Here is a 16,898-nt window from a genome sequence, read left to right as displayed (position 1 = left end):
CGTAGTGCGATCAGCTACTGTCCCGCTGCAGGTCACCCTGGGCTCGTCCAACCGGTCGGGCAGCTGCACACCAGCACTTTCGGTAGTTCCGAACCAGCGTGGGAGCGCGTCCGGAAGCGTCGACCCGGGTGATGCAGGACAGTGTCCACACCATGACATCGCCATTGCCGGCCCCGACAGCGGGGATCCCCGCGCCGGGTTGGCGCGCCCGGCGTCTGGGGAGTGAAATGTCTAGTCAGTCCACTGTCGTCGGCTCGGCCCCGCTGTTGGAGGTCCGTGACGTCATCCAGCGTTTCGGTGGGATCACGGCCGTCGACGGCGCCAGCATCACGGTCCGGGCGGGCACCGTGCATGGCCTGATCGGACCGAACGGCGCGGGCAAGACGACGTTCTTCGACTGCATCGCCGGCATCCGACGGCCCGTCGGCGGCACCATCCTGCTCGACGGGCACGACGTGACGAACGAGAGCTCCGTGCGGCGGGCCCGGCGTGGGCTGCGACGCACCTTCCAGCGTCAGCAGGTGTTCGGCTGGCTGTCGGTGGAGGACAACGTGCTCCTGGCGGTCGAGTGGCACGGCGGTGGCGGTGGCATGATCGGTGATCTTCTCGGGTTGCCGTCTCGGCGGCGCCGGGAGCGCGAACGGCGTGAGCGGGTCGAGGCCGTCCTCGAGCGCTGTGGCCTGCTCCGGCTGCGCAACGAGCTCGCCGGCGGGCTGTCGATCGGTGAACTGCGGCGGGTCGAGCTCGCCCGGGCGATCGTCGACTCGCCTCGGCTGTTACTGCTCGACGAGCCGACCTCCGGGCTGGAGGACCACGAGATCGAGGAGCTGGGGGAGATCCTCGACCAGCTGGCCGGGACGGACGACTGCGGAGTCCTGCTGATCGAGCACCACATCCCGTTCGTGATGCGCCACAGCGCCGAGGTGAGCGTCCTGGAGCTGGGCCGATTGATCGCGCATGGCACTCCGGAGGAGATCATGCGCAACGAGGCCGTACAGGACGCCTACCTCAGCTGACAGCCGGCCCACCAGCCGGCCCCGGTGCCGCCATCGACCGCCGGGGCCGGGTGGGCCCACCGAGCCGCCGGCTACACGCCCTCCAGCGGCTCGTGCAGGTGAGTCGAGAGATCCCCGACGAGGTCGGGAAGCATGTGCCGGTGGTGGAACCACCACCGGCCATCGATCTTGCGGAACTCGTCGTGATACCGGCCCGCGAGCACCGGGACCACGCCGGCCTCGGCCTGGTGCACGGCCATGAAACAGGCCTTTCCGGAGGCCTCGTCGCCGTCGATCCGGAACTGCAGGTTGCTGGTGAACAGCAGCGTGTCGGGGACCTTTTCGGGGAACACCACCGACCGCCGGTACATCTCGGTGACCGCAGCAGGCCCCACATGTACATCGGCTATGTTCGACGAGGAGATCCGGCCGTGCTCGAACAGCGCGCCGAGTGCCTCGATCTGCCCAAGGTTGAGCAGCTCGGCGTAACGAGCCACAAGATTGCTGAGTTCCCAGAAGTCGTCGCTCGACATCGTCCTCACATCGTCTGTGCGGGGCGCTGCAGGGCATCTTGGTGAGATGACCTGGCCGGCGCCAAGGTTGACAGTGCGGTGACTGCCGGAGTGGGTGCGTCGCTCGGAGCCCCTGCCTTCGCGGAAAAGCCGGGTTCGGCGACGGCCCGGAGTGGGTGTCCTTCGCGGGCATCCCGCTCGTCCAGCCGGATGTGCCGATGGATCGTCGACGAGGGCGACCCATCGGCGGCCGGGACGTCCGCCCATCCCGCCTAGAAGACGGACTTCCTGGGAGGACCGGCGGCGTCGGGCCCGAAGTACGCCTGCTCGAGCACGGTGCGGTCAAGGTCGGATGCCAGGCCGGACCAGGTCATCCGACCGGCGTGGATGAGCGAGACCTGGTCGGCGATGTCCACGATGCCGTGCGGGCTTTCCCCCACCAGCAGGATGGTGGTGCCGCGCACCCGCAGGTCGTCGAACACGCCGAGGATCTGGTCCGCGATGCGAGGTGCCAGGCCGAGCATCGGCTCGTCGGCGATGAGCAGCTCCGTCGGCTCGGCCAGCATCGGGGCCAGTGACAGCATCTGCTGCTCGCCGCCCGACAGGCTTCCCGCGTGCTGGCGCCGCCGGGTGCCGAGCGCCGGGAAGCGCTCGTACACCGACGCGATATCGGTGTTCCGGTTCACCATGAGGCGCAGGTTGTCCTCGACGCTGAGCCCGGGAAAAACCCCGCGGCCTTCGGGAACGAGGAACATTCCGGCCCGTGCGCGACGCCAGGTCGGCGCGGTCGTGACGTCGCGGCCGTCGACCGCGATGGTGCCGGCGGCTGCCCGGACGAGGCCGACGAGGGTCTTGCAGGTGGTGGACTTGCCCGCGCCGTTGGGGCCGAGGACGGCACCGATCCGGCCGCTCGGGAGGACCAGATCGACGCCGTGCAGCACCCCTGCGTCGCCGTATCCGGCGTGCAGGCCGTGAACCGCCAGCCTGGGGTGCGTGGGCCCAGTCGGTTCAGTCGGTTCAGTCAGCACCGTCGGTTCAGCCAGCACCGTCGGTTCGGTCGGCTCGCTCACAGGGCGACTCCTCCGCTCGCTTCCAGGTCGCTGGCACCTGCCTCGCTGACGCGGGCCCGTGCGCCGCGGCTGTCGGTGCCGCCGAGGTCGACCGCCGCGCTGCCCGGGACATCCGCCGTGATCTCAGGGACGCGCGGAGCGGCTCCCGAGACGCTCGCGGTGGCGGCGGCGCGGCGGCGTGCCCGGCGCTGGAAGTTGCGCCGCGCGATGTCCGCCAGCATGCCGTCAGGCTGCCGGGCGAGTGCGATGGCACCGAGGCCGAACAGGATCGTCGGCACTTCGGACGCCTTCGAGCCGGACCACTCCCACAGCCCGAACGGCAGGGAGAAGCCGCTGAGCACACCGGGCACGAGCCCGATGAACAGGCCGGCGAGAATCGCGCCGGACGGTCGGCGCAGACCGAGGAGGGCGACGCCCGCCAGCCACAGCAGGCCGGACATCGCCGGTACGGAGTTGCTGGTGACGGAGATGTCGTTCGTGGCGAGCAGGACACCACCAAGACCGGCGACTCCGGCCGACAACGCGAAGACCTTCAGCTTCGTGATGGTGGGGGAGACCCCGATCGCGGCCGCCGCTGCGGCCGCGTTGCGAACGGCGAGCATCTCCCGCCCCGTGTGCGAACGCTCCAGATTGCGGATCACCCAGACGACCAGGGCGATCAGGACGAGCACGAACCCGGCGAGGTTGCGGGTCTCGTTCAGATCCAGCGGACCGAAGACCGGCCGGGTGAAGCTCCAGCCGTACTCACCGTTGCGCAGCCAGTCCAGCTGGAACAGCACCTGGCCGCAGACGAACGCGAGCGCGAGCGTGACGAGCGCGAGTGCCACCCCGCCGAGCCGCAGCGACGGCAACGCGACCAGGACGCCGAGCACCATCGCGGCCAGGACGGCAGCCACGCAGGCGAGCCACCACGGGAAACCGTGCTGGTTGATCAGATAGCCGGCCAACAGCTGTCCGCCGGCAACGAACGACGCCTGCGCCAGGCTCACCATTCCACCGAGCCCGGTCACGATGGTGAACGACAGGAAGATCAGGCTGAAGATCAGGGCGCGTGTGGTGAGGGTGAGCCAGTAGTCGTCGAACCCGACGAAGATGCCGTACAGCAACAGCGCCACGCCGACCACGCTGGGCAGGACGCGCCGCCATGGCGGCTGGTCGCGCCTGTGGTCGGGCGGTGCGGATTCCGCGGCGATGGACCCGGCGACACGTGCCCGGGAGCGGGCCATGACGATCAGGCCGACGATGAGCAGCAGGAACGGAAGTGCGCTGTTGAAACCCGGGATGTCCTGGGCGAAGCCCGCCCACGAGTAGGTGAGGTTGCTGGCGACGGCGACGAGCACCGCGCCGGCGAAGGCCAGCGGGACCGAACGGAAGCCGCCGACCACCGCGGCCGCGATCGCGACGAACACCGCGAGCGCGTAGGCGTCCGGGTTCAGGACACGCAGGATCGGTGAGCCGACCACGCCGGCGATTCCGGCGAGGACGGTCCCGAGCACCCAGGCCAGCTGGGAGGTGCGCGTCGGGTCGACGCCGCGCAGGGCCGCGAGGTCGTGGCGGTCCGCCACCGCTCGCATCCGCAGCCCGGTCCGCGTCGAGCGAAGGAACACCGAGAGCAGCACAACGCAGACCACCGTCGTCCCGAGGACGATGATCTGGTCGGAGGTGATCACGACTCCGCTGAACAGGCCGAACACCTTGCGTGGCTGTGGGCCGACGCCGGGAGCCAGCTCGACGTCGGTCCCGGTGGGGATCGACCAGCCGAACTGGGTGATTCCGCGGCCGACGAGGAAGGTGAACGATGCCGGCAGCGCGAGCAGGACACCCACGGATGCCACGAGCTGCACCACCTCCGGCGCCCGCGCGAGCCGCCGGAACATCGCGACGTCCAGCAACAGCCCCAGCAGGGGGCAGAACACCAGGATGACGAGAGTCGCCGCCGCCCACTGCGGCCAGTGCAGTCCGGTGTTCAGCTCGAAGAAGACATAGGCGGCGGAGAAGGCGATACCCGCGTAGCCGAGGTTGAAGATTCCCGTTGTCGTGTAGGTCAGGACGAGCCCGGCCGCGATCAGGGCGTAGATGCTTCCGTTGACCGACCCGGTGATGACGTCACGTACGAACTGATCCATCGGTATGACTCCGCTGGCAGTAAGGACGAGGAAGGCGAGAAGAACTGACAGGATGACGGTGGGTGGACGTCGAGGTGACATCCACCAACCTCGGTCGTAAACCAGCGGATCCAGCTGGTCTGTCAGTCGAACTCGACCTTCCTGCCGGTGCAGGAGTACGGCGCCACGATCTTGTATGAGCCGTTCTCGACGCGCAGTACGGTGTTGCAGCCCACGCTGCCGTCGAACGCCTCCGGCCACGACACCGGGGCGGCGTCCCTCCCGGGCTCGTACTTGAAGCCCTTGCCGATCGTCGACACCAGGTCGCCGAAGTCCGGCGCGACCTTCTTCATCATCGCGATCATCATGTCCGCGGCCTGGTAACCGCTCAACGCCCCGAAGGTGACATCGTCGGCGGACTTCCCGATGGCCTTGAAGTCCTTTTCCAGCTGCTGGATGTACGTGCTGTTCGACTCCAGGACCGGCGTGTTCGTGGACACGATGGCGCCCTCGAGTGCCGCCGCCACCGTCGGGACCTTCTGAAGCGTTCCGGGCAGGTAGAACGACGAGTTGACCAACGCCCCCGTGTACCCGGCGGCCTTCATCGCCGACGAGAAACCGAGGACCTCGCTGCCGAGGAGAAGCCAGACGGCGTCCGGCTTCGAATCCATCACCGCGCTGACGAACGGCTGCAGGTCGCCGCCGCCGCCGGGCGGCACGGTCGCTTCGCTGTACACGACCTTCCCGTTGACGGTCTCGATCAGCTTGCGGTAGTTGTCGGCGAGCTTCTGGCCGTCGGGCTGGGCGAGTGAGACGACAGCCCACCGGACCTGGTCCGGCTTCTTGCCCAGTGCCTTCGCGACGCCCTCCACCGGCGTGGTGTAGCCGTAGTCCGCGCTGATGTAGCAGCCGATGGTGCTGAAGCCGTACTGGTTCGGAGAGCAGAACGCAGGAGTGAATCCGCCCCCGAAATAGGGCACTTTCCTGGCCACGGCGTAGTTCGCGACGGACTGCTGGAAACTGGTGGTGAGAACCGGTGCGACCGCGTACACGTCGTCGCGGTCGATGAGGCTCTGGGTCGTTGCCAGCGCCTTGTCGACGGCGCCCTGGCCCGGGTCGGTGGAGCCCAGGTAGTCGATCGTGTAGTCGCCCAGCTCCTTCGTCGAGTTGGCGCGATCGATCCGTGCCTTGAACCCGTCGTCGGCGCCACCGAAGGCGCGTTGCTCGACCAGTCCGCCGATCTTGATGGTCCTGCCCTCGATGCCGCGAGCATTTGAGGATTCCGACCCGCCTGAGCCGGACCCTCCGCAACCCGCCAGGACGGCGGCCGCGAGGCTCGCGGCCAGGCCTAAGCCCCAGAGTCGACTACGTCTACGCATGCGATCTTCCCCTAGTGTCGGCGACCAATAGTGGTGTGAGCACTGAACTTGTAAGGCAACTTTCCGTGGATCGTCAAGGGTGCGGCGACCTGCAGGCTTCGGCGTCATGTGAACGTTATGTAGTCAGGCGACGACCATTTGGAGTGATCGAAAGTGACGCATGGTAGTGAATTCCGGCGCTCCGTACTGGCGGTTGAAACGTTAAACCCGCTGGTTAAAAGGAAGATGGCTGTTCGCTGGGTGAGTCGATCATCAGAGTCTGATGACTCTATGTATGCGACCGTCCGGCGAGGAGCAACAGATTCTCGCCCCTGAAACTCTTGGCGGCACGGCGCGCCTGAGGCCGGCATGCTAGCGTCCACTGCCCTATCGGGGCAGTAGATGCTGCGCTCCAGGGGTGTCCTCGGGGTGTGGGTGCAGGCGTGGCCGAGCCGGGCTCGGCCACGCAGACGCTCACCGGCAGCCGCGGAGCTGCTTGTTCAACATCACCAGGCCGAACAGGTTCAGGTCGGCCTCACGCGTGGTCGGGGCGTGGACCCGTCAGCGACATCCGGCTATTCGTCGCCGTATCGGGCGACGAAGTGCGAGGTCTTCCCATCGGGGTCGAGCCGGCGGGCCACCAGGTAGCCGGCGCCCATCCAGCCCCGGCGGGTCCACTTCCCGAAGGAGAGCCGGGTACCCGGCGAGCCGGAGGCAGCAGGGAGCATCTTGACCCGCTCCAGTGCCTCCTTGACCCCCCGCGGCGACAGCGGCCGGGCGTTGACCAGCGCGTCCAGGAAGCAGACCGCGGCGTCCCGGACCACCACCGGCGCGAAGTACTCCGGCCGCCGGCCGTAGACCTCCTCGAACCGGTCCAGGAACTTCTGGCCGACCTTGTTCGCCTCGTCGTACTGCTCGAGACCGATCCAGCCCACCACCGGCTCCCAAAGGTCCGGCACCGCGTAGGCGTCCTCGAGTGCGGTTCCGGTGTAGCGGGGCGGGTCCCAGCCGAGCTTGCGCAGCGCGGCGTTGACACCCCACAGGCCCATCCCGAACCCGCAGAGCGCGAGCGTGGTCGCGCCCGCGTCGCGGATCCGGGTGACCTGGTCGGTGACGTCCCGGCCGACCTGGGCGATCGACTCCTCGGCGACGATCTGCAGCCCCTCGTCCCGGCACGCCCTGCGGAAGCCGGCGAGGTGCTCCGCGCCGGTCTGGGACCGCTCGACGAGCACTCCGACCCGCTCGTGGCCGCCGCGGCGCATCAGCTCGGCCCAGATGATCGGCTCGTCGGTCATCGACCCGTTGGGCAGCGCGAACGTCCACTCCCCGAGGCCCTCGTCGGAGCCGTAGAGGCCGATCGACGGCACCCGGAACCGCTCCTCGATCGCCTCCTTGACCGGCAGGATGTTCTCGGACACGTGCGGCCCGAACACGGCGAGACAGCCCTCGTCGCACAGCTCGCCGTACGCGTCGATGACCGCTCTGACCGACCCGCGCGGCAGGCCGTCGACCTCCTTGAAGATCACCTGGACCGGACGGTCGAGGACGCCCTGCTCGTAGGCGTCGTTGAAGACCAGCTCGAACGGTTCCCGCAGGTCACTGCGGGTGTCCAGCTCCATCACCTCCGGGAACCGGGTGTCGAGCAACCAGCCGATCCTGATCGGCTCGGCGATACGGCTGTTGACCACGTCGTCATCCTTTGCTCGGGCGGTCGGAACGTCGGGGCTGGCGATGGTGACCGGTCAGATGTTCAGGTACACGTTCTTGTAGGAGAGGAACTCCTCGATGCCGAGCCGGCTGCCCTGCCGGCCGTAGCCGCTGTCCTTCACCCCGCCGAACGGCGAGGCCGGCGAGACCGGGCCGGGGCCGGAGGAGTTGATGTGCACGCTGCCGGCCCGTAGCGAGTCGATGAGACGGCGGGCGCGCCGCATGTCCTGGGTGTGGGCGTAGGCCACGAGGCCGAAGCCGGTGCCGTTGGCCAACGCGATCGCCTCGTCCTCGTCGTCGAACGGGATGACGCACAGCACCGGGCCGAAGATCTCGGTCTGCGCGATGGGTGCCGCGTTGTCGACGTCGACGAGCAGCGTCGGCTCGACGAAGTAGCCGTTCGCGAGCTCACCACCGATGCGCCCGCCGCCCTGGTGGACACGGGCCGCGCCGCTCTCCTTGGCGTCACTGACGAGGCCGGTGATGCGGCGCGCGGAGCTCTCGCTGATGACCGGGCCCATGGTCACCCCGGGGGTGAACGGGTCGCCGGCGACGACGCCGCTCGCGATCCGGGCAACCTCCTCGATGGCTCGGTCGTACCGGGGACGCTGGACGAGCAGGCGGGTCGGCATCGAGCAGCCCTGCCCGGCGCTGTTGATGAACCGGGCGGCGCCGGGAATCACGGCGTCGAGGTCCGCGTCCGCGAAGACGATGTTCGCGGACTTGCCACCGAGCTCCATCACCAACGGCTTGACGTTCTGTGCGGCCGCCTCCTGGAGGCGGCGCCCGGTCTGCGTGCTGCCGGTAAAGCTGATCTTGTCGACGCCAGGGTGGCGGACCAGCGCCTGGCTGACCTCGGGGCCGCCGCCCACGACGTTGACGACGCCCGGGGGGATACCTGCCTCCAGGCACCAGCGGGCGAACGAGACCGAGGAGAACGGGCCCAGCTCGGGTGGCTTGACCACCAGGGTGCAGCCGGCGGCCAGTGCCGGCGCGCCGGCCATGCCGAAGAACCCGATCGGCCCGTTCGAGGCGACGAACAGGGCGACCACCCCCACCGGCTCGGGGACGGTGAAGTCCAGGCCCCGGAACGGGTACGGGTTGATGCTCTCGCCGGTGAGCTTGTCGGCCCAGCCGGCGTAGTACCGAAACCAGTCGGCCGTGTACGCGGCGACGAACTCGTTGTAGATCGTGCCGCTCTCCAGCGCCGCGATGACGCCGATCTCCCTGCGGCGCTCGACCATGATGTCGGCCAGCCGCAGCAGCGCGGCGCGCCGGGCATCCGGCGTCCACCGGCGCCATTCCTCGAACGCCGCCCGCGCGGCGCTCACGGCCTCGTCGACCTCGTCGAGGGTGGCGACAGGGAAGGCCTTGTTCACCCTGCCGGTAGCGGGGTTGAAGTGCTCCATCTCGCCACCGATTGATGTGGCGACGAACCGGTCACCCAGGACGAGCCCGGGCTCCAGGAAGCCTGGCCGGTTCTCGGGGGCGGGCACCGCCTGCTCGGTCATCGTCCGGACCGCCCGTTCGTGCGGCGGCGGTGCGCGAGCACCCCGGTCCGCTGCCCGGCAGCGGTCGACCACCACCACGGGGTGCTCGTTCTGGTGCGGAGATCAGGCACGTCATCCTCCTCGTCGAGCCGACGGGGCTCCGGTGCGTCGCCCGCGCGTGGACCGGTCTCCGATCGGCGCCGCGAGCCTCGATGGTGTAGTGAACGCTGTACTAGCGTGACAGTATGGCGAGGTATGAAACTCGAATATAGGGCGGCCGTCCACTCCGCGAACAGACCCCACATGCGGCGGCCAGATGCTGGACCGAAGCATGTTTCCGGGCCGGAGGAAACGTCGGCGACGGTGTGCCGAGACGAGTGTCCGCTGACCTGTTAAGGTAGTGATCACTAGCTTGGGGGCGCTGACTAGGCGGTTTTGGCGGCTGGGCGTCCTCGCAGGCACACGACTGCTACCCGACTCCGTCCGCTGCGCCGGCAGACGTGGCGGCACCGCTGTGGCCGACGTCGTAGGAGACCGATGTTCTTCGTCCACGAGATCCATTCGCTCACGCCCGCCAGGGCGCCGAGGTACGAGAGCCTGCTGCGGGAGCTGTGGGGACCGGCCTTGGCCGGCGACGACCGCACCCGCCTGGTGTGGTGCGTGCGGTCCGTACCCGGCTCCCACACGCTCCCCGAGATCGTCACGCTGACCGCGGTCGCGGACGGGGCCACCCTCGCCGATCTGGGGGAGCGCACGCGGCGCGGTGACCTCCGTGCCGCCGCTGTCGCTCTCGCCGCGGAACGCGTCGGGATCACCAGGAGGATGCTCGCTCCGCTGAGGTTCAGCCGATACGAACCCGACCTCGCGACGCTGCTCGCGGAGCCCTCCGAGGCGTCCGACGCGTTGTACATCCACGACTTCGTCCTGCCTCGCACCGGGATGCAGCGGCCGTACGAGGACGCCATGGAGCAGGTGTTCCTGCGCGCGCTCGACGTCGAGTACTCGGACTTCGTCATGTGGGGCGGATTCGAGACCGTGGCCGGCGGTGGCGACGTTCCCGAGAACCTGATGATCACCCAGATCCAGAATCCCGCTGCGGGCACCCGGCTGCTCAGCCACGGCAATCCCCGTGAATCGATCAGGCCGGGCAGCTGGCTGCATGACTCGCTGAAGCTGCGCGACACCTGGACGTCACGGCTGGTGAGGGCGCTGCCGTGGTCACCGACGGCCTGAGTCGCAGCCGGGCTGGTGCCACTGCGGCGCCGGCCCGGCGCGGCGACCCGACACGCACGTCGCAACTACCCAGCCAGCCTGACTGCGGGGGATGAATCCGGTGCTGTTCATACACGACGTCCATGCCGTGATCGGCGAGCGGGAGTTCGACTTCGAGGACGCGGTCCGTGACGAGTACGGGCCCGCCGTCGCCAAGGACGGGGCCAGGCTGCTCTGGTACCTGCACGCCACCCACGGCGCGGGTGAGGCATACAAGATCATTACGATCACGGCGGTGCCGGATGGCGCCGCCTGGGAGCGGCTGGTCCACCGGTTGCGCCGTGGCGATCTCGCGGACTGGAGCGCGCGGGTCGACGCCATGCGTTACGGGTCGACGAGCTCGCTGCTCGTGCAGACCGACTGGTCCCCGCTCGGCGCGATCGACCTCGACGAGGTGCCCGGTACGACCGGCCCCGAGCGTGAGGTGGTCGTCCTGCGCGAGGACACCGTCCGGGGTGCCGACCTGCTTGTGCCACCGGTGCCGGCCCACGTTGGCGAGACCGGTGACGACGGCGTCCTGAGCTGCGTCGCCGCGTTCGCGCCCGCGCTCGGTGCGGACGGGTCGCTGCGCGTCCTCTACCGGGTTGCACCGCGGGAGCAGTGGACGGCGGCCTTCGGTGCGGACCACGGCTGGGGCGACTGGTCCGGATCGGTCACGCCGGCGCTGCCCGAGGGCACGCGCCTGACGAGTCGGATGCTGCGGACCACGCCGTGGTCCCCGCTGACATGAGGAGGGTGGAGCAGTGACCACGGCCCACGAGGAGCTACTCGGCCACGTCGCCGACCCGCGCTTCCACGAGCTGCCCCGCACCGAGCTCGAGCCGTTGTGGATCGAGGCGGCGGGCGAGCGGCTCGCCGTGCAGCGCGAGCGGATCCCCGTGCTGGGAAAGCTCGCGGACGAGCTCGGAATCGACCGGATCAGCTCGTTTCAGGACCTGGTGCCGCTGCTGTTCGCGCACTCGTCCTACAAGTCGTACCCGGAGTCCTTCGTCAACCGGGGTCGGTGGCCGCTGCTGACCCGCTGGCTCGACACGCTCTCGTCGCGGCGTATCACCGAGGTCGACGTCGCGGGCGTGACCGACCAGGAGGGCTGGCTCGGCCGGCTGGATGCCGCGGGCTGTGTGGTGCTGGTCAGCAGCGGCACCACCGGCAAGAGCTCCTTCCTGCCCTCGACCCGCGCCGACAGCGACCTGGCGTTGCGGTCGCTGGTGGCGGCCTTCGGCGAGCAGCGCGGCATCGTGCCGAAGCAGGACCGCGCGGTGTTCGTCCTCGGGCCCAGGTACGGCCCACACCGGTCCGCGCTGCACTTCCGCACCATCGCCGAGGAGTTCGGGCGGCCGGACGCCCGGTTCTTCCTCAGCGAGGAGCCGCTGCAGGCGTCCGATCAGCAGCGGGCGGCGGACCTGCGGAAGCGGATCGCGGCGGGCACCGCCCTGCCGAACGAGATCGCGGAGCTGGAGCGGAGCGCGGCGGCGAACCAGCGCCTGGCGGCCGAGCGGCTCGACGCCCTCATCGACAAGCTCATCGCGCACCGGAGCGAGCCAATGATCATCGGTGGGTTCTGGGCGCAGTACTGGACGATCGTCGAGCGGGCGCGGGCCCGCGGCGTGCGGCCCGGTGAGTTCCATCCGGAGACGATCGTCACCGGCGGCGGCGGGACCAAGGGCGCGGACCTGCCGCCCGACTACGAGACCCAGATCCTCGAGTTCTTCGGTATCCCGCGGGCGAACGTGCAGAGCGGCTACGGGATGTCGGAGCTGTCCGCGGCCGCCTACGAGGTGGCGGGCCGGTACCGGCCAGCGCCGTGGGTGATCCCGCTGATCCTCGACGACAGCGGGACGCAGGTGCTGCCCCTGGAGGGGGAGTCCGTGACCGGCCGCTTCGCCTTCCTGGACCTCGCGGTCCAGGGCCGATGGGGCGGCGTCGTCACCGGCGACCGGGTGACGGTGGACCTGACGACACCGAACCTCAGCATCGTCCCCGGCGGCATCGTCCGCTACAGCCTGGCCGAGGGCGGGGACGACAAGCTGACCTGCGCCGGAACGGTCGATGCCTATGTACGTGGAGTGATGACATCATGACTGGCCTCACGCGGCTGGCTGTCCCGCACTTCGTCAGGGGACGGACCGTGCTCCCGGACGAGGAGGCCGGGACGATCGACTACCCCGACTTCAGCACGCCGGTGCTCGACCTCGACGAACTGGTGTGGCCGCGGTCCGAGCCGGGCCCGGCGTTCGACCTGCCGGTCGCCGAGATCATCGAGTTCCTCGCCGCCGTCGGTGACCGGCTCGACCTCGACACCAACACGTACCTGCAGGAGGCGCTCGAGCGGAGCGCGGCGTGCAGCTCGCTGGGCCCCCGCATCCTCGAACGGACCTACCGGGACCTGAAACACCTCTTCGACCCGAAGACGATGTGGTTCCAGGTCGAGCAGGAGATCGGCCGGGAGGCGCTGGACGGCTGGAAGGAGATCACCGACCTCCAGGGCCGCGTCCGCCGGGTCCGGGCGTTCCCGCCGCGGCTCGTGCACGTCCTCGCCGGGAACACCCCGGGGGTCACCGCCGCGACGGTTGTGCGCGGCGCCCTCTGCAAAGGGGTGCACCTGCTGAAACTGCCGTCGAACGACCTGTTCACCGGCAGCGCCGTACTGCGGACCCTGGCGGATGTCGACCCCGACCACCCCGTGACCCGATCGTTTTCCTGCGTGTACTGGCGGGGCGGTGACGCGACGGTCGAGAGCGCGCTGTTCCGCGCCCAGTACTTCGACCGGCTGGTCGCCTGGGGCGGTGACGCCGCCATCCGCAACGCCATCGGCTACGTCGCCCCCGGCTTCGAGCTGGTGTCGTTCGACCCGAAGGTCTCGATCTCGCTGCTCGGCCGGGAGGCACTCGGCTCCGAGGAGGTGCGGCGCGCGTCGGCCAGCGCCGCGGCGGAGGACACCAGCCTGTTCAACCAGGAGGTCTGCGCCGCCAGCCGGTTCGTCTACGCCGAGGACGACACCGACGGTGGCCTCGCCGCGTGGTGTGCCGACCTCGCCCGGGCGCTGGCCACCGAGCGGACCTACGCCGACGCCATCGTCTCCACCCTGCCCGCGGACATCCGGGCCGAGGTCGAGGTACTGCGCACGATGTCGCCGGACTACGAGGTGTTCGGCGCCGAGGACGGCAGCGGCCTCGTCGTGCTGTCCGACGACCCGGTGGACTTCCATCCCAGCGGCAAGACGGTCAACGTCGTGCGGGTCCCGTCGCTCGACGCGGCGCTCGATCACGTGAACGTCGCGACGCAGACCATCGGGATCTACCCGGCGGCCAGAGCCGAGGCGCTGCGGGACCGGCTCGCCTCCCGGGGCATGCAACGCCTCGTTCCGTTGGGCGAGGTCGTGGACGTCGCCGCCGGGCTGCCGCATGACGGCTTCTACCCGCTCGCGCGGTTCGTGAAATGGCTCGTCGATGACTGCTGATCTGCCAGTCCGGGAGGGACTCGTGTCCGAAAAGACCGTTGGGGCTGGCCCCACGCCGCTGGCCGTGGATCCGGAGGAGCGGGCCGCCGCGTTCCGGGAACTGCGCGACACCGGTGGTGTCGTGCCCTTCCCCGGCCTCAACGGCGTACTCGCCGCCGTGTCCTACTCATCGGTCGACCTCGGCCTGCGCAGTGTCGAGAACTTCTCGGGCAGCGCGGGTGCCGACAACCTGCCCGAGGAGGACAAGAACATCGCGGCGCTGGTCGAGCCGCGGCACGGCAAGGTCCGGCGGATCATCAACTCGGTCGTCGCGGTCCACCGCAGCCAGAAGATCGAGCCGTACCTCAGGGACCTGAGCACGAAGCTGGTGGAGCAGATGCTCGCCGAGGCCCGCGAGGCGGGCGCGGCCGGCGTCGACTTCGCCGCCCACGTCGCCGAGCCGATCCCGCCGGCCGCCATGGCCCGCCTGTTCGGGTTCCCGGAAGCGGACTCGATGGCCTACTACGGCTGGATCCGGGAGAGCGGCAGGCGGTTCCAGGAGGCGGCGGCGACCGGGAAGAGCATCTCCATCTCCGACAGCTCGGACTCGCTCAGCGGCTACGTCCAGGCTCGTATCGACGAGCGGCTGGCCGTGCCCCGCGACGAGTGGCCCAACGACGCGCTGACCCGCTTCCTGGTCACCGAGGTGGAGGGCGAGACGCTCACCCCCCGCAACATCAGGGCCCAGATCATGTTCATGATCGGCGCCGGCAGCGACACCACGCGTAACACCCTCGGCAGCCTGATCTACCGGCTGGGCCTGGACCCCGAGGCCTACGCGGAACTGCGCCGCAACCCGGCGCTGATCGACGCGGCCATCGAGGAGGCGCTGCGGATCGACGCGCCCGCGCAGTGGATGGTGCGTACCTGCGCCAGCCCGATGGAGCTGGACGGTCGGCAGGTGGAGGCCGGGCAGAAGGTGTTCATGTGCATCGGCTCGGCGAACCGGGACGAGAGCAAGCACGAGAACCCGAACGAGTTCCGCCTCGACCGGACGGACAGGTCGCACCTCGCCTTCGGCTCGGGCCCGCACATCTGCCCGGGCGCGGGACTCGCCCGTATGGAGATGCGTGCCGCCATGCGGGCCTTCACCGAGCGGGTCGTCTCCTACCACCTGGTGGAGCCGGACCGCTACGACGCGGTGCCCACGGCGATGCTGCAGGGTCCGCACACGGTGCGGATCGTCATCGACGAGGAGGCCGTCGACGCCGGCGAGGCGGCGAGTGCGTCGGAGGACGCATGAGGTCCCGACCGGCCCGGCGGCAGGTCCGGGAAATCGCACCGGGAGGCTTGGAATGAGCCTGCTCGCAGATCGGACGGTTGTCGTCACCGGCGCCGGGGCCGGCATCGGCCGGGCCATCGCACAGCTGTTCGCCCAGGAAGGCGCCAACATCGTCTGCGCCGACCTGCGCCGCGAGTGGGCCGAAGGGGCCTCGGCGGCCATCGAGGCCGCAGGCGGCACCGCCATCCCCGCCGCCTGCGACGTGGCCGATCCCGACCAGGTCGCCGCCGTCGTCGCCACCGCCGTCGCGACCTACGGTCGCCTCGACGTCATGGTGAACAACGCGGGAATCGCCTCCCCCCGCTCCGGCATGACGATCGAGGATCACACGGTCAAGGACTTCGACCACCTTGTCGCGGTCAACGGCCGGGGTGTGTTCAACGGCTGCAAGGAGGCCGTGCGCCAGTTCAAACAGCAGGGCGGCGGCGGGGTCATCGTCAACACCGGCTCCATCGCCGGCATGATCTCCTGGGGTGGTGTCGTCTACGGCGCCACCAAGGGCCTCGTCAACCAGCTCACCCGGGCGCTGGCCGCCGAGGTCGCGTCGGACAAGATCCGTGTCAATGCCATCTGCCCCGGGGGTATCTGGACCAACCTCGCGTTCGCCAAGGGTGAGGAGTTCCGCCCCCCCGACGAGGCCGAGGCCAAGGTGCTGCGGTCACTGCACCCGATCGGCGAGATCATCACCCCGGAGGACTGCGCGCGGGCCGCGCTCTACCTGGCCTGCGACCTGTCGACGAACGTCACCGGCATCCTCCTGCCCGTCGACGGCGGATACCTGACGAAGTAGGCGTGGCGCATGACGGTCGTGCCGGCCACCTGTCCGACAGGTGGCCGGCACGACCTTTCGTATCCGCAGGCTCCAAATCAGTGTGTGCGTCACAAACCGCCGGTCGACGGGAACGGTGCGCCCGTGACCGGCCTGCGTCCTTCAGACGCTGCGGTGTAGCCGGCCGTGCATCGAGGTCTGGGTGAGCTCCTCGACGATCGCCCGTCGTGACGGTCTGCGCTTCCCGTAGAACGACTCCCCGAAGACAGCCATACCGGCGACCATGGCGAGCGTCGCCCGGGTCGCCAGGTCGTGACGAGGCATCGCCTTGCCCTGCCGGCGGATCGTCTCCTCGTTACCGATCTTGACGAGCTCGCGCATCGCCTTGTCGATCTCGGCCATGCCGATGCTCGCCCACTCGTCGTCCCGGGGCAGGTTGTCGGCCCACAGCATCAGGACCAGGCTCCGGTTCTGCCGGAACAGGTCGTACAGGCCGCCGTTGAGCTGACGCGCGAAGGACTCGTCGTCGAGGGCGTCCATCTCACCGGAGCGCCACCGGTGGCTGAAATCCTGGATGAACTCGACGAACGGCAGGGCGAGCGCTTCCCGGAACAGGCCCGCCTTCGACCCGAAGTGCCGGAACAGGAGTGTCTCCGACACCCCCGCGTGCTCCGCTATCTCACGGGTGCTGATGACCGCGTAGCCCTGCGCCGAGAACAGCTCCCGGGCGGCCGCGAGGAGCAGACGCCGCGGCTCACCCCGACGCCGCCGGGTGGTCTTGGGGCTCTCCACCGCGGCTGGCCGCGCGACAGCGGCATCCTCGTCCTCTGCCACGGCGC

General features: G+C 69.5%; 14 protein-coding genes. 7 read left to right on the top strand and 7 right to left on the bottom strand.

Annotated elements, in window-relative coordinates:
* Positions 1–227: 227 nt before the first annotated feature.
* Positions 228–1,016, top strand: a complete 789-nt coding sequence (locus AWX74_RS15800) for an ABC transporter ATP-binding protein (RefSeq protein ID WP_226930780.1) — start codon at positions 228–230, stop codon at positions 1,014–1,016.
* Positions 1,017–1,087: 71 nt separating this feature from the next.
* Here AWX74_RS15800 and AWX74_RS40020 read toward each other — a convergent pair whose 3' ends face one another.
* The 6 genes from AWX74_RS40020 to AWX74_RS15770 form a co-directional block, all read right to left on the bottom strand.
* Complete coding sequence (locus tag AWX74_RS40020; RefSeq protein ID WP_165615652.1) at positions 1,088–1,528, bottom strand: nuclear transport factor 2 family protein; 441 nt, start codon at positions 1,526–1,528, stop codon at positions 1,088–1,090.
* Positions 1,529–1,779: 251 nt separating this feature from the next.
* Positions 1,780–2,577 carry an ABC transporter ATP-binding protein gene (locus AWX74_RS15790; protein ID WP_091277315.1) on the bottom strand — a complete coding sequence of 266 codons (798 nt, stop codon included), beginning with the start codon at positions 2,575–2,577 and terminating at the stop codon, positions 1,780–1,782.
* On the bottom strand, positions 2,574–4,703 hold the full coding sequence (locus AWX74_RS15785) for an ABC transporter permease (protein WP_165615651.1): 2,130 nt from the start codon (positions 4,701–4,703) through the stop codon (positions 2,574–2,576). The genes AWX74_RS15790 and AWX74_RS15785 overlap by 4 nt, the downstream gene beginning before the upstream one ends.
* A 122-nt stretch (positions 4,704–4,825) precedes the next feature.
* Positions 4,826–6,061 carry an ABC transporter substrate-binding protein gene (locus AWX74_RS15780; protein ID WP_165615650.1) on the bottom strand — a complete coding sequence of 412 codons (1,236 nt, stop codon included), beginning with the start codon at positions 6,059–6,061 and terminating at the stop codon, positions 4,826–4,828.
* A 554-nt stretch (positions 6,062–6,615) separates the two neighbouring features.
* Positions 6,616–7,728, bottom strand: coding sequence for an ABC transporter substrate-binding protein (locus AWX74_RS15775; RefSeq protein WP_242666259.1), 1,113 nt, complete (start codon positions 7,726–7,728; stop codon positions 6,616–6,618).
* A gap of 54 nt (positions 7,729–7,782) precedes the next feature.
* Complete coding sequence (locus AWX74_RS15770) at positions 7,783–9,258, bottom strand: aldehyde dehydrogenase family protein (protein WP_131799479.1); 1,476 nt, start codon at positions 9,256–9,258, stop codon at positions 7,783–7,785.
* A 516-nt stretch (positions 9,259–9,774) separates the two neighbouring features.
* Here AWX74_RS15770 and AWX74_RS15765 point away from each other — a divergent pair.
* The 6 genes from AWX74_RS15765 to AWX74_RS15740 all read left to right on the top strand — a co-directional run bounded on the left by AWX74_RS15765 (position 9,775) and on the right by AWX74_RS15740 (position 16,080).
* Positions 9,775–10,470: a hypothetical protein gene (locus AWX74_RS15765; protein ID WP_091277307.1), complete on the top strand. Its 696-nt coding sequence runs from the start codon at positions 9,775–9,777 to the stop codon at positions 10,468–10,470.
* 100 nt (positions 10,471–10,570) lie between these two features.
* Positions 10,571–11,239, top strand: coding sequence for a hypothetical protein (locus tag AWX74_RS15760; protein ID WP_131799478.1), 669 nt, complete (start codon positions 10,571–10,573; stop codon positions 11,237–11,239).
* Positions 11,240–11,252: 13 nt separating this feature from the next.
* The gene (locus AWX74_RS15755; RefSeq protein WP_091277303.1) at positions 11,253–12,590 is read left to right on the top strand and encodes a hypothetical protein; all 1,338 of its coding nucleotides are present in this window, start codon (positions 11,253–11,255) and stop codon (positions 12,588–12,590) included.
* On the top strand, positions 12,587–13,969 hold the full coding sequence (locus tag AWX74_RS15750) for an acyl-CoA reductase (protein ID WP_091277301.1): 1,383 nt from the start codon (positions 12,587–12,589) through the stop codon (positions 13,967–13,969). Before AWX74_RS15755 ends, AWX74_RS15750 begins: the two co-directional genes overlap by 4 nt.
* 22 nt (positions 13,970–13,991) lie before the next feature.
* Positions 13,992–15,251: a cytochrome P450 gene (locus AWX74_RS15745; protein WP_165615649.1), complete on the top strand. Its 1,260-nt coding sequence runs from the start codon at positions 13,992–13,994 to the stop codon at positions 15,249–15,251.
* Between the two features lie 52 nt (positions 15,252–15,303).
* The gene (locus tag AWX74_RS15740; RefSeq protein WP_091277297.1) at positions 15,304–16,080 is read left to right on the top strand and encodes an SDR family NAD(P)-dependent oxidoreductase; all 777 of its coding nucleotides are present in this window, start codon (positions 15,304–15,306) and stop codon (positions 16,078–16,080) included.
* 141 nt (positions 16,081–16,221) lie between these two features.
* On the opposite strand, the gene AWX74_RS15735 is transcribed toward AWX74_RS15740, so the two are convergent.
* The gene (locus tag AWX74_RS15735; protein WP_165615648.1) at positions 16,222–16,893 is read right to left on the bottom strand and encodes a TetR/AcrR family transcriptional regulator; all 672 of its coding nucleotides are present in this window, start codon (positions 16,891–16,893) and stop codon (positions 16,222–16,224) included.
* Between the last annotated feature and the right edge of the window lie 5 nt (positions 16,894–16,898).

Source organism: Parafrankia irregularis (assembly GCF_001536285.1).
Lineage (GTDB): Bacteria > Actinomycetota > Actinomycetes > Frankiales > Frankiaceae > Parafrankia > Parafrankia irregularis.
The sequence above is the reverse complement of the archived record's forward strand: the minus strand, read 5'-3'. Positions and strand labels throughout refer to the sequence as shown.

What these genes read in the sequence shown, in the direction of transcription:
- AWX74_RS15800 (WP_226930780.1), top strand. Translation starts at nt 228, where the DNA reads ATGTCTAGTCAGTCCACTGTCGTCGGCTCGGCCCCGCTGTTGGAGGTC.
- AWX74_RS40020 (WP_165615652.1), bottom strand. Translation starts at nt 1,528, where the DNA reads ATGTCGAGCGACGACTTCTGGGAACTCAGCAATCTTGTGGCTCGTTAC.
- AWX74_RS15785 (WP_165615651.1), bottom strand. Translation starts at nt 4,703, where the DNA reads ATGGATCAGTTCGTACGTGACGTCATCACCGGGTCGGTCAACGGAAGC.
- AWX74_RS15780 (WP_165615650.1), bottom strand. Translation starts at nt 6,061, where the DNA reads ATGCGTAGACGTAGTCGACTCTGGGGCTTAGGCCTGGCCGCGAGCCTC.
- AWX74_RS15770 (WP_131799479.1), bottom strand. Translation starts at nt 9,258, where the DNA reads ATGACCGAGCAGGCGGTGCCCGCCCCCGAGAACCGGCCAGGCTTCCTG.
- AWX74_RS15765 (WP_091277307.1), top strand. Translation starts at nt 9,775, where the DNA reads ATGTTCTTCGTCCACGAGATCCATTCGCTCACGCCCGCCAGGGCGCCG.
- AWX74_RS15750 (WP_091277301.1), top strand. Translation starts at nt 12,587, where the DNA reads ATGACTGGCCTCACGCGGCTGGCTGTCCCGCACTTCGTCAGGGGACGG.
- AWX74_RS15740 (WP_091277297.1), top strand. Translation starts at nt 15,304, where the DNA reads ATGAGCCTGCTCGCAGATCGGACGGTTGTCGTCACCGGCGCCGGGGCC.